Consider the following 12,266-nt stretch of genomic DNA (forward strand, 5'->3'; position numbering starts at 1 on the left):
TCGCCTGCTCCGCGCCCAGCGGGGATCGCCGGCCTCGTCGTACTGAGGAGTTACCGCTCATGGCACGCCCCGTTCCGGGAGAACTCACCTTCACCGCACCCCGCGGAGCGAAGCAGCCCCCGCGGCACCTCGCCGACCTGTCGCCGGCCGAGCGCAAGGAAGCCGTCGCCGCGATCGGCGAGAAGCCGTTCCGCGCCAAGCAGCTCTCGCAGCACTACTTCGCGCGGTACGCCCACGACCCCGCGGAGTGGACCGACATCCCGCTCGCCGCGCGCGGCCGGCTCCAGGAGGAGCTGCTGCCCGACCTGATGTCCGTCGTGCGGCACATCTCCTGCGACGACGACACCACCCGCAAGACGCTGTGGAAGCTCCACGACGGCACGCTCGTCGAGTCCGTCCTGATGCGCTATCCGGACCGCGTCACGATGTGCATCTCCTCCCAGGCCGGCTGCGGCATGAACTGCCCGTTCTGCGCCACCGGCCAGGCGGGCCTCGACCGCAACCTGTCGACCGCCGAGATCGTGCACCAGATCGTCGACGGCATGCGGGCGCTGCGCGACGGCGAGGTCCCGGGCGGCCCGGCCCGCCTGTCCAACATCGTCTTCATGGGCATGGGCGAGCCCCTCGCCAACTACAAGCGGGTCGTCGGCTCGATCCGCCGCCTCACCGACCCCGAGCCGGACGGCCTGGGCCTGTCCCAGCGCGGGATCACCGTCTCCACCGTGGGCCTGGTCCCCGCCATGCACCGCTTCGCCGACGAGGGCTTCAAGTGCCGCCTCGCGGTGAGCCTGCACGCCCCCGACGACGAGCTGCGCGACACCCTCGTCCCGGTCAACACCCGCTGGAAGGTCCGCGAGGTCCTCGACGCGGCATGGGAGTACGCCGAGAAGTCCGGGCGCCGCATCTCCATCGAGTACGCCCTCATCCGCGACATCAACGACCAGGCGTGGCGCGGTGACCTGCTCGGCCGGCTCCTCAAGGGCAAGCGCGTGCACGTCAACCTGATCCCGCTCAACCCGACGCCCGGCTCCAAGTGGACGGCCTCGCGGCCCGAGGACGAGAAGGCCTTCGTCGAGGCCATCGCGGCGCACGGCGTGCCCGTCACCGTCCGCGACACCCGGGGCCAGGAGATCGACGGAGCCTGCGGCCAGCTGGCCGCGTCCGAGCGGTAGCCGGAACACGCCACGGACGCCCGCCGGCCGCGCCCCGGGCGCCGCTGGGGCGCCGGTGTCCGAACGGCGAAACGGCCCGGGTCCCCTCACAGGGCCCGTGTAACCTGGCTGGAAACATCTGCATATTCCGACAGGGGAGCGCCACAGCGCTGAGAGTGCGGTGCCCATCACGGGACACGGACCGCAGACCCTCTGAACCTTGCCCCGGTCATTCGGGGTAGGAAGTTCGGCGATTACTCAAGCTGTTGCGCCCTGCCCGCACGACCTCCGCGTCGTGCGGGCAGGGCCGCGTCTCTTCCTGGTCATCTCCAGGAGGAATGAAGAAATGCGCAGTACCAAGAGGCTCGCGGCCGGCACGCTCGCCGCCGCCCTCGGGGTCGCGACGCTCGCGGCCTGCGGCGGCTCGAACGACACGAAGGCGTCCGGCACGGCCGGCGGATCCGGCGGCAAGACCGTCACGCTCGTCAGCCACGACTCGTTCGCCGCCTCCGACGCGGTGCTCAAGGCGTTCACCGCCCAGACCGGCTACACCGTCAAGGTGCTCAAGAGCGGGGACGCCGGCGCCGCCCTCAACCAGGAGATCCTCACCAAGGGCTCCCCGCGCGGCGACGTCTTCTTCGGCGTCGACAACACCCTGCTCTCGCGCGCCCTCGACAACGGCATCTTCACGCCGTACGAGGCCAAGGGCCTGGACCGGGTGCCCGCCGAGGACCAGCTCGACAAGGACAAGCACCGGGTCACGCCCATCGACACCGGCGACATCTGCGTCAACTACGACAAGAAGTACTTCGCGGACAAGAAGCTGAGCCCCCCGCAGTCCTTCGACGACCTGATCAAGCCCGAGTACAAGAACCTCCTCGTCACGGAGAACGTGGCGACGTCGTCCCCCGGGCTCGGCTTCATGCTCGGATCGGTCGCCACGTACGGCGACGGAGGCTGGCAGGGGTACTGGAAGAAGCTGAAGGCCAACGGTGTCAAGGTCGTCGACGGCTGGGAGCAGGCCTACAACACGGACTTCTCCGGCTCGGCCGGCGGCAAGAAGGCCAAGGGCGACCGGCCGCTCGTCGTCTCCTACGCCTCCAGCCCGCCCGCCGAAGTGATCTACGCCGACCCCAAGCCCACCGAGGCCCCCACCGGCGTCGCCACCGGCACCTGCTTCCGCCAGACCGAGTTCGCGGGCCTGCTCAAGGGCGCCAAGAACGAGGCCGGCGGCAAGGCGCTCCTCGACTTCCTGATCTCCAAGAAGTTCCAGGAGGACATGCCGCTCCAGATGTTCGTGGACCCGGTCGCCAAGGACGCCGCCGTGCCCGCGGAGTTCACCAAGTTCGGCGCGAAGATCACCGAATCGGCGACCGTCGCCCCCGACACGATCGCCAAGAACCGTGACCAGTGGGTCAAGACATGGTCCTCGCTCGTCCTGAAGTAGAGCGCCCCCCGGGCAGGCCGCCCCGCACCCCGGGGCGGCCGGACGCGGCGCGGCAGAGCGCGCCGCGCCGCACCGCCGTGTGCTTCGGCCTCATGGCGCTGCCGCTCGCCTTCTTCGCGGTGTTCTTCGCCTGGCCCGTCGCCGCCATCGTCGGCCGCGGGCTCAAGACGGACGGCGCCTGGCAGTTCGGCCGGATCACCGAGGTCCTCAGCGACCCCGACATCACCCACGTCCTGTGGTTCACCACCTGGCAGGCGCTCGCCTCCACCGCGCTCACCCTGCTGATCGCGCTGCCCGGCGCCTACGTGTTCGCACGCCTCGACTTCCCCGGCAAACAGTTCCTGCGGGCCGTGGTCACCGTCCCGTTCGTGCTGCCCACCGTCGTCGTCGGCACCGCCTTCCTCGCCCTGCTCGGCCGCGGCGGGCTCCTCGACCAGCTGTGGGGGGTGCGCCTGGACACCACGGTGTGGGCGATCCTGCTCGCGCACGTCTTCTTCAACTACGCCGTGGTCGTCCGCACCGTCGGCGGCCTGTGGTCGCAGCTCGACCCCCGCCAGGAAGAAGCCGCCCGCGTGCTCGGCGCCTCCCGCCTCGCGGCCTGGCGCCAGGTCACGCTCCCCGCGCTCGGCCCCGCCGTCGCCGCGGCCGGCCTCATGGTCTTCCTCTTCACCTTCACCTCCTTCGGCGTCGTCCAGATCCTCGGCGGCCCCACCTTCTCCACCCTCGAAGTGGAGATCTACCGCGAGACCGCCGAACTCCTCGACCTGCCCACCGCGGCCGTGCTCACCCTCGTGCAGTTCGCCGCGGTCGGCGCGATCCTCGCCGTGCACGCCTGGACCGTCCGCCGCCGCGAGAGCGCCCTCACCCTCGTCGACCCCGCGCACACCGCCCGCCGCCCGCGCGGCGCCGGCCAGTACGCCCTGCTCGGCTCGGTCCTCGCGGTGGTCGCCCTGCTGATCCTGCTGCCCATCGGCGTCCTCGTCCAACGCTCCCTCGACACCCCCGACGGGTACGGACTCGGCTACTACCGGGCGCTCCAGGCGGCGGGCGACAACGGCAGCTTCCTCGTGCCGCCCATCGAGGCGATCGGCAACTCGCTCCAGTACGCCCTCGCCGCCACCGCGATCGCGCTCGTCGTCGGCGGCCTCGCGGCGGCCGCCCTGGCCCGGCGCGGCAGCGGACGCCTCATGCGCGGCTTCGACGCACTCCTCATGCTGCCGCTCGGCGTCTCCGCCGTCACCGTCGGCTTCGGCTTCCTGATCACCCTCGACGAGCCGCCGCTCGACCTCAGGACCTCCTGGATCCTGGTGCCGCTCGCCCAGGCCCTGGTCGGCACGCCCTTCGTCGTACGGATCATGCTGCCCGTGCTGCGCGCGGTGGATGGACGGCTGCGCGAGGCGGCGGCCGTGCTCGGCGCGTCCCCGCTGCGGGTCTGGCGCGAGGTGGACCTGCCGCTGGTACGCAGGGCGCTCCTGGTCGCGGCGGGCTTCGCCTTCGCCGTCTCGCTCGGCGAGTTCGGCGCGACCGTCTTCATCGCCCGGCCCGACCACCCGACCCTGCCGGTCGCCGTGGCCCGCCTCCTCGGCCGCGCCGGCGACCTCAACTACGGCCAGGCGATGGCCCTCAGCACGATTCTGATGGTGGTGTGCGCGGTGTCGCTGCTCGTCCTCGAACGCATCCGGACCGACCGGAGCGGGGAGTTCTGATGCTCAAGCTCGACCAGGTGACCGTACGGTTCGGACAGCGGGCCGCGCTCGACGCCGTCGACCTGGAGGTCGCCGAGCACGAGACGGTGTGTGTGCTCGGCCCCAGCGGCAGCGGCAAATCGACGCTGCTGCGGGTCGTCGCGGGCCTCCAGCACCCCGACGCCGGACGGGTGTTGCTCGGCGGCGCCGACCAGGCGGGGGTGCCCGTGCACAAGCGCGGGCTCGGCCTGATGTTCCAGGACCACCAGCTCTTCCCGCAGCGCGACGTCGCGGGCAACGTGGCGTTCGGGCTGCGCATGCGGGGCGCCTCGCGGGCCGAACAGGCAGGCAGGGTGAGCGAGTTGCTCGACCTGGTCGGGCTGCCCGGCGCGGGCGGGCGGGCCGTCGGGGCCCTCTCCGGCGGCGAGCAGCAGCGCGTCGCCCTCGCCCGCGCCCTGGCGCCCTCGCCCCGGCTGCTCATGCTGGACGAGCCGCTGGGCCAGCTCGACCGCACCCTGCGCGAGCGCCTGGTGCTCGAACTGCGCTCCCTGTTCGGCCGGTTGGGCACGACGGTGCTCGCCGTCACGCACGACCAGGGCGAGGCGTTCGCCCTGGCCGACCGGGTGGTGGTGATGCGCGACGGCCGCATCGCGCAGACCGGCACGCCCCTCGACGTCTGGCAGCGCCCCGCGTCGGAGTTCGTGGCGCGCTTCCTCGGCTTCGAGAACGTGGTGCCGGCGACGGTGGCGGGGGAGGCCGCCGACACCCCCTGGGGCACGGTCCCGGTGCCGCCCGGCTCCCCGCAGGGCGAGGTCCGGGTGCTGGTGCGGCCGGCGGGTGTACGGATCGTGGGAGAGCGGGAGGGGCTGCCGTGCGAGGTCGTCGCGCGGACGTTCCGCGGCAGCCGCGTCGCCCTGAGCCTGCGGCCCGCGGCCGGGCCGCCGATCGAGGCGGAGTGCGAGCCGGGGCGGGCGGCGGCGCAGGTCGGTGCGGAGGTGGAGGTCGCCTTCGCCGCGGCGGAGGTGGTGGTCCTGGAGGCGGATCCCGCCCCCGCCGCGCCCCTTCCCTAGACCCTCCGGGCGCAGGACTCCGCCCGCGGGCCGTGCTCGTCGCCCGCGCGGTTCCCCGCGCCCCTGACGGGGTCGTCCTCGGCGGGGTCGGGGGTGAGAGCGGGGCCGGCGTCGGTGTCGGGGCTGCCGAACCAGGCCACGGCGACCGCACCGGCCACCGCGAGGACGAACCCCAGGACCGCCATCCAGGCGAGCCCCGCCCGCGACGCGTCGCCGAGCCACACCACCCCGATCGCTCCCGGCAGCACCGTCTCGCCCACGACGAGCGCCGCCGTCGCCCCGTTGACCGAGCCGATCTGCAGCGCCACCGTGTGCAGGTACATCCCGCCGATGCCGGCGACGAGGATCGCGTACAGCGCCGGGTCGCCGAGCAGGGCGCCGAGGTCGAAGGGGTCCACGCCGTTCAGGACGCGTACGCCGACCCCGAGCGCCCCGAAGCCGAGCCCCGACAGGAGCCCCGCGAGGATCGCGGCGCGGGCGCCGAGGAGGCGTACGGCCACCGTGCCCCCGGCCATCAGGAGGAGCGCGACCGCGAGGAGCCACCAGTGCGTCGCCAAGTCGGTGTGCCCGCTGCCCTCGTGGCCCGCCGCGGACGCGAGCAGCACCAGCGCCGAGCAGACCACGCCGATGGACGTCCACTCGGCGCGGCTCAGCCGGATGCCGAGGAGCTTGACGCTGAGCACCGCCGTGATGACCAGGTTCGCGCTGATCACCGTCTGGGAGAGGAAGAGGGGGAGCAGCCGGGCCGCCAGCGCGCCGAGCCCGAACCCGACGAAGTCGAGCACTGTGCCGACGACGAACTCCCAGGTCGTCGCCGCCTTCGCCGTGGAGGAGAGGCTGGGCCCGCCGTGCTGGGTACGGTCGCTCTCCGCCGCGTCGCGCCGGGCGGACTTGCGGGACCCGACGGCTTGCAGGACCGAGCCCGTGCCGTAACAGACCGAGGCGGCGATGGCGGTCAGCAGACCGAGCAGCACGGGCGGACTCCGTTCCTTGGCGGGGGCAACCGGTTCACCCCACTCCGCTTTACCAGACGTTTGCCGTCCTTTGGGAGTTGCCTGGTGCCCCGCACTTTCTGTCCCGCCCGGCCCGGCGGCGCCCTCAGCCCTCGGCGGACATGCGGGCCAGCGCGGCGGGCGCCTCGGCCACGGAGTCGACGAGGGCGATCCGGGCCGCCATCGGACGGTCCTTCGCCAGCGCCCGGAGCAGCGGCCACGTCGGCAGCTCCTCCGTCCAGTGCGCACGGTCGACGAGCACCATCGGCGTCGGAGTGCCCCGCGACTCGTAGTAGTTCGGCGTCGCGTTGTCGAAGATCTCCTGCACGGTGCCGGCCGCGCCCGGCAGGAAGACGACGCCGGCGTTGGAGCGGGCGAGCAGGCCGTCCTCGCGGGTGGCGTTGGCGAAGTACTTGGCGATGGCGCCCGCGAAGGCGTTCGGCGGCTCGTGGCCGTAGAACCAGGTGGGGATGCCGACGGAGGTCCCGCCGCGCGGCCACTTCGTCCGCACCTCGAAGGCGGCGCGCGCCCACGCCGACACGGACGGCCTGAACGAGGGCTCGGCGCCGAGGAGTTGGAGGGCCGAGTCGAGCATGGCGTCGTCGAAGGGCGCCGCGTACGCGCCGAGGTTCGCGGCCTCCATGGCGCCCGGCCCGCCGCCGGTCGCCACGGTGAACCCGGCACGGGCCAGGGTGCGTCCCAGCACGGCCGCGCCCTGGTACTCGCTCGTGCCGCGGGCCATCGCGTGGCCGCCCATCACCCCCACCACCCGGGCGCCGAGGAGGAGTTCGTCCAGGGCGTCGGAGATCGCGTCGTCGTGGATGGAGCGCAGCATCGAGGAGAAGACGTCGCCGTCGGCCTTGGTCCGCTGGAACCAGGCGTACGACAGCGCGTCGGGGGTGTGCTCGTAGCCGGAGGCGAGGCCCTCGAAGAGCTCGGCGGGGGAGTAGAGGGTGCCGCGGTACGGGTCGAACGGCAGGTGCGGGACGGGCGGGAAGACGAGGGCGCCGTCGGCCCGCACCTTCGCGGCGGCGTCCGGCTCCATCGCACAGCCGAGGAAGACGGCGCTGGCGGTGTCGGTGGCGAGCAGGACGGGCGTACGGGCCGTCAGGTCGACGGACTGCACCCGGTATCCGGCGAGGCCGCGGTGCGCGGTGACCGCGTCGAATTCGGCGAGCGATTCGATCTCGGTGTCGCTGCGGGGGCTGTCGGCGGGGAGGGGCGTTTCGTCTGTGTCCGGCACGGCGGCCATGCTAGGCGCTGCGCTGTGCCGGGCGGAACGGGGGTGATCCTTGCCAGGGAGGCCCGGGTGCCCCCGCTGCCGCCTGCGGTCCCGCGCAGTTCCCCGCGCCCCTGGGTGGGGCGGCCTGGGCGGCATGCCCAGTGCAGGTCACCTCGGCCCGTCCGGCGTTTGAGGACGAGCGCCTTTCAGGCGCGCCGGGGTCTGGGGCGGAGCCCCGGTAGCCCCGCTGTCGTCCGCAGACCGTGCCCGCGTCTCGCGCAGTTCCCCGCGCCCCTGGCGGGGTTGACCTTGGCAGGGTGCCGATGCCCAGGTACCCCGCTGTCGTCCGCAGACCGTGCCCGCGTCTCGCGCAGTTCCCCGCGCCCCTATCGGGGTCGGCCTGGGCGGCATGCCCACCCCGGGCCACTTCAGCCCGTCCGGCGATTGAGGACGAGCGCCTTTCGGGCGCGATCGGGGTCTGGGGCGGAGCCCCAGGAGCCTGGACCTCAGCCCGTTCCATGACCCCCGGAGGGTTTCGGGAAGGGGCGGGGTGGGGAACTCCCCGGGGTCCGGGGCTAGCGGAGCGGGAACGCGGCGGCTTCGGCGATCGTGGCGGTCAGCGGGGTGAAGACGGCCAGCAGCGCCAGAGCCCGCAGGGCGGCCGCGGCCCGCAGCGTGGCGGCGGGCGTGCCGAGCGACAGGAGCGCCGCCGTCGTGTGGGCACGGGCGTGCCGCGATTCCAGAACCGCGGTCAGCAGCGTGGCCACCGTGCAGCTCATCACCAGCGCCGCGCCGAGCCCGGTCAGCGGACCGAAGGGGTGCGCACCGGCCTGGTCGCCGTAGAGCGCCGCCGCCGCGATCGCCGCGGACGCCACCGCGCTCACCACGCCGAGGGGCCGTCCGATGCGACGGGCCTCCGCCATCAGGACCCGGCCGGCCAGCAGCCGGGCCGCACCGGGGCGGGCCAGTTGCAGCAGGCGCCCGCTGAAGTGGGCGAGCGCGGGGCCCGCCAGGGCCAGGCCGAGCGCGGTCAGCGCCCAGCCGCCGAGCAGCCCGGCCGGGCTGCCCTCGGGGTGGCCCGGCATCGGGAACGCCGACCCCGAAGCGCCCCGGCTCGCGTACGTCTCCACCGCGAGGCCCACCGCGATGAGCGCGCAGCCCCACGGCAGTCCGCTCGGCGTGGCCGCGGGCTCCTCCGGGTGCACCGGGTCGCTCCGCTCGGCGGCGCGGGCCGAGCGCGGGCGCAGGGTGAGACCGGCCGCCGCCGACGCCGTCACCGGCAGCACGGCGAGCAGGGTCAGCGCGGCCGCCAGCGGCATGGGCTGGTCCGCGGCGAGCAGACCCGCCGCGGCCCCGTCGAAGGGCAGCCCGGTGATGTCGCCGCGCAGATGGAGGTAGACCAGGAGCGCCACCGCGGAGCCGAGTGTGCAGGTCACCGCCGTGGACGCGGCGGCGATCGCGGCGAGACGCGCGGGCCCGAGGCCCACCGCGGAGAGCCCGGGGCGCGGCCGGGTGCTGGGATCGGTGCGGGCCACCGCCACCGCGAAGTGCACGGTCGCCGCCAGCGGCACGGCGCACCACAGCAGCCGCAGGACCGACGCACCGGGATGACCGACGGCGTGGCCGAGCGTGCACAGCAGGAGGAAGCCGACCCCGGCGGACGCCGCCGACACCAGCAGGCGGCGCAGCAGGACCAGCGGGTGGGTGCCGCGGGCTAGACGGAGAGCGAGCACGCGGCGATACCCTCCGTATCCGAACTGCCATTGTTTCCGCGGGAGTTGACCCGGCGGCCGTCGATGAGGACCACCGTGCGGTCGGCCAGCTCCGCCACCTCCGTGTCGTGGGTGGCGATGAGCGTGGTGATGTGGTGCGAGCGGGCCGCGGTCAGCAGGGTGCGCAGCACCTGGGCTCCGTCGCCCCGGTGCAGGGTGGCCGTCGGCTCGTCCGCGAACAGCACGGCCGGCTCGGTGACCAGGGCCCGCGCGATCGCGACGCGCTGGCGCTCCGCCTGGAGCAGGGCGTACGGCCGCTTCTTCGCACAGGTGTCGATGTCGAGCCGCTCCAGCCACTCCAGCGCGGTCTTCTTCGCGGCGCGCTGTGCGACCCCGCGCAGGAGCAGCGGCAGTGCCGCGTTCTCCCACGCGCTCAGCTCGGGCACCAGCGTGGGCTCGGGGTCGATCCACGCGAACCGGTCGCGCCGCAGCCGCTCACGGGCCACCGGGCCCAGGGTGTTGACGGGCACCCCGTCGAACCACACCTCGCCCTCGTCCGGTACGAGGCTGCCCGCGAGGCAGCGCAGCAGGGTCGTCTTGCCGCAGCCGCGCGGACCGCCCACCGCGAGGATCTCGCCCTCGCGGACCCCCACCGAGACCCCGGTCAGGGCGGGCGAGCCGCTGTGGGAATGGTGCAGGGAACGCGCCCACAGCACATCGTTGTCCGGCGGAGCCACCATGGTGCACACCTCGGTTCAGATCAGATTTCCTGCTCCCCGTACGGGGGAACGAAGGCAGGGCCGATCGGTCACTGGCACGCTAAGCAGTGGGCTGGGGCTCTCCCCACAGCACGCGGCCCGGCCGCGCCCATCTCACTCGGATGGGCGCGGCCGGGCCGGGGGTGACGACGCCGAACGCGCCGTCGGGGACGGTCAGAGCTTCGTCCAGGCCTCCGTCAGGACCTCGCGCAGGATGCCCTCGATCTCGTTGAACGTCGACTGGTCCGAGATGAGCGGCGGCGCGAGCTGGACGACCGGGTCGCCGCGGTCGTCGGCCCGGCAGTACAGGCCGTTGTCGTACAGCGCCTTGGAGAGGAAGCCGTACAGGACGCGCTCGGTCTCCTCGTCGTTGAAGCTCTCCTTGGTGACCTTGTCCTTCACCAGCTCGATGCCGTAGAAGAAGCCGTTGCCGCGGACGTCGCCGACGATCGGCAGGTCGTGGAGCTTCTTCAGGGTGTCGAAGAAGGCGCCCTCGTTGTCGAGGACGTGCTGGTTGAGGCCCTCGCGCTCGAAGATGTCGAGGTTGGTGAGGCCCACCGCGGCGGAGACCGGGTGGCCGCCGAAGGTGTAGCCGTGCAGGAAGGTGTTGTCACCCTTGTAGAACGGCTCGGCGAGCTTGTCGGAGATGATGCAGGCGCCGATCGGGGAGTAGCCCGACGTCATGCCCTTGGCGCAGGTGATCATGTCCGGCACGTAGTCGAACTTGTCACAGGCGAACATCGTGCCGAGCCGGCCGAAGGCGCAGATGACCTCGTCGGAGACGAGCAGCACGTCGTACTTGTCGCAGATCTCGCGCACGCGCTGGAAGTACCCGGGCGGCGGCGGGAAGCAGCCGCCCGCGTTCTGTACGGGTTCGAGGAAGACCGCGGCGACGGTCTCGGGGCCCTCGAAGAGGATCTCCTGCTCGATCTGGTCGGCCGCCCAGCGGCCGAAGGCCACCGGGTCGTCGGCGTGGATCGAGGCACGATAGATGTTGGTGTTGGGCACCTTGTGCGCGCCGGGGACCAGCGGCTCGAAGGGCGCCTTCAGGGCGGGCAGACCGGTGATGGACAGGGCGCCCTGCGGGGTGCCGTGGTAGGCGACCGCACGCGAGATGACCTTGTACTTGGTGTGGTTGCCGGTGAGCTTGTGGTACTGCTTCGCCAGCTTCCACGCGGTCTCGACGGCCTCGCCGCCACCGGTGGTGAAGAAGACCTTGTTGAGGTCGCCCGGCGCGTAGTGCGCGAGGCGCTCGGCGAGCTCGACGGCCTTGGGGTGGGCGTAGGACCACACCGGGAAGAAGGCCAGCTCCTGCGCCTGCTTGTAGGCGGTCTCGGCGAGCTCGTGACGGCCGTGGCCTGCGTTGACGACGAACAGGCCCGACAGGCCGTCCAGGTACTTCTTGCCCTTGTCGTCGTAGATGTAGGTGCCTTCGCCACGGACGATGGTGGGAACGGGCGCGTTCTCGTACGACGACATGCGGGTGAAGTGCATCCACAGGTGGTCGTAGGCGGTCTGGCTGAGGTCCTTGCTCACGGCTATCGGGTTCCCCACATATAGGTCTGCTTCTTCAGCTTGAGATAGACGAAGCTCTCGGTGGACCGCACGCCGGGGAGGGCGCGGATCCTCTTGTTGATCACTTCGAGAAGGTGGTCGTCGTCCTCGCAGACGACCTCCACCATCAGGTCGAACGAGCCCGCGGTCATCACCACGTACTCGCACTCGGCCATGGCCGTCAGGGCCTCCGCCACCGGGTCGAGGTCTCCCTCGACCCGGATGCCGACCATCGCCTGCCGCCGGAACCCCACGGTGAGGGGGTCGGTGACGGCGACGATCTGCATCACACCCTGGTCGAGCAGCTTCTGGACGCGCTGGCGCACGGCCGCCTCGGACAGGCCCACGGCCTTGCCGATCGCGGCGTACGGGCGGCGCCCGTCCTCCTGGAGCTGCTCGATGATCGCCAGGGAGACGGCATCGACCGCCGTCCCGTTGGAGCGACGCACGGCGTCCTGCTGCGGTGCGGGGGTCGGGAGCCGGGAGGATGTTCCGTTCCCGGTCCTGGGGTCTGTGCTTCGGCTGGCCACGGAGCCACTCTGCACCCGACCCGGTCCGTCCCGCAACCCCAAAGCGATGAAATTCGTTGTTCCGTGACCTTCAGAGAACTGAATCCGAAGTTCAGGGGCGTCGGGTCTGTCGAAAGCGTCGCTTCACCGACTAGGGTGGGTTGTC

General features: G+C 72.5%; 10 protein-coding genes and 1 riboswitch. Of the genes, 4 read left to right on the forward strand and 6 right to left on the reverse strand.

Translation table 11 applies throughout. The features are described from left to right. Nucleotides 1-59 precede the first annotated feature (59 nt). From rlmN to OOJ98_RS22155, 4 genes are all read left to right on the forward strand, one after another. Nucleotides 60-1,172: a 23S rRNA (adenine(2503)-C(2))-methyltransferase RlmN gene (gene rlmN / locus OOJ98_RS22140; RefSeq protein WP_267056670.1), complete on the forward strand. Its 1,113-nt coding sequence runs from the start codon at nt 60-62 to the stop codon at nt 1,170-1,172. Nucleotides 1,173-1,294: 122 nt separating this feature from the next. Then, nucleotides 1,295-1,414, forward strand: a riboswitch (TPP riboswitch). Between the two features lie 83 nt (nt 1,415-1,497). After that, nucleotides 1,498-2,598, forward strand: coding sequence for a thiamine ABC transporter substrate binding subunit (locus tag OOJ98_RS22145; protein ID WP_267056671.1), 1,101 nt, complete (start codon nt 1,498-1,500; stop codon nt 2,596-2,598). Between the two features lie 92 nt (nt 2,599-2,690). After that, the gene (locus tag OOJ98_RS22150) at nt 2,691-4,304 is read left to right on the forward strand and encodes an iron ABC transporter permease (protein ID WP_267057056.1); all 1,614 of its coding nucleotides are present in this window, start codon (nt 2,691-2,693) and stop codon (nt 4,302-4,304) included. Further along, complete coding sequence (locus tag OOJ98_RS22155) at nt 4,304-5,353, forward strand: ABC transporter ATP-binding protein (protein ID WP_267056672.1); 1,050 nt, start codon at nt 4,304-4,306, stop codon at nt 5,351-5,353. The genes OOJ98_RS22150 and OOJ98_RS22155 overlap by 1 nt, the downstream gene beginning before the upstream one ends. Here OOJ98_RS22155 and OOJ98_RS22160 read toward each other — a convergent pair. The 6 genes from OOJ98_RS22160 to OOJ98_RS22185 form a co-directional block, all read right to left on the reverse strand. Beyond that, nucleotides 5,350-6,327, reverse strand: coding sequence for a hypothetical protein (locus OOJ98_RS22160; RefSeq protein WP_267056673.1), 978 nt, complete (start codon nt 6,325-6,327; stop codon nt 5,350-5,352). The genes OOJ98_RS22155 and OOJ98_RS22160 overlap by 4 nt on opposite strands. A 124-nt stretch (nt 6,328-6,451) precedes the next feature. After that, nucleotides 6,452-7,588, reverse strand: a complete 1,137-nt coding sequence (locus OOJ98_RS22165) for an LOG family protein (protein WP_267056674.1) — start codon at nt 7,586-7,588, stop codon at nt 6,452-6,454. A 554-nt stretch (nt 7,589-8,142) separates the two neighbouring features. Beyond that, complete coding sequence (locus OOJ98_RS22170) at nt 8,143-9,300, reverse strand: hypothetical protein (protein ID WP_267056675.1); 1,158 nt, start codon at nt 9,298-9,300, stop codon at nt 8,143-8,145. After that, complete coding sequence (locus OOJ98_RS22175) at nt 9,282-10,019, reverse strand: ABC transporter ATP-binding protein (protein ID WP_267056676.1); 738 nt, start codon at nt 10,017-10,019, stop codon at nt 9,282-9,284. Before OOJ98_RS22175 ends, OOJ98_RS22170 begins: the two co-directional genes overlap by 19 nt. 192 nt (nt 10,020-10,211) lie before the next feature. Next, nucleotides 10,212-11,591 (reverse strand): aspartate aminotransferase family protein, encoded by a 1,380-nt coding sequence (locus OOJ98_RS22180; protein ID WP_267056677.1) that lies wholly within the window; start codon nt 11,589-11,591, stop codon nt 10,212-10,214. Then, nucleotides 11,576-12,121 (reverse strand): Lrp/AsnC family transcriptional regulator, encoded by a 546-nt coding sequence (locus OOJ98_RS22185; RefSeq protein ID WP_267056678.1) that lies wholly within the window; start codon nt 12,119-12,121, stop codon nt 11,576-11,578. Before OOJ98_RS22185 ends, OOJ98_RS22180 begins: the two co-directional genes overlap by 16 nt. Nucleotides 12,122-12,266: the final 145 nt, after the last annotated feature.

The organism is Streptomyces sp. NBC_00083, assembly GCF_026343295.1.
GTDB lineage: Bacteria > Actinomycetota > Actinomycetes > Streptomycetales > Streptomycetaceae > Streptomyces.

Excerpts from the sequence above, each read along its gene's own strand:
- OOJ98_RS22150 (WP_267057056.1), top strand. The coding sequence starts at position 2,691 with ATGGCGCTGCCGCTCGCCTTCTTCGCGGTGTTCTTCGCCTGGCCCGTC.
- OOJ98_RS22155 (WP_267056672.1), top strand. The coding sequence starts at position 4,304 with ATGCTCAAGCTCGACCAGGTGACCGTACGGTTCGGACAGCGGGCCGCG.
- rlmN (WP_267056670.1), top strand. The coding sequence starts at position 60 with ATGGCACGCCCCGTTCCGGGAGAACTCACCTTCACCGCACCCCGCGGA.
- OOJ98_RS22145 (WP_267056671.1), top strand. The coding sequence starts at position 1,498 with ATGCGCAGTACCAAGAGGCTCGCGGCCGGCACGCTCGCCGCCGCCCTC.
- OOJ98_RS22175 (WP_267056676.1), bottom strand. The coding sequence starts at position 10,019 with ATGGTGGCTCCGCCGGACAACGATGTGCTGTGGGCGCGTTCCCTGCAC.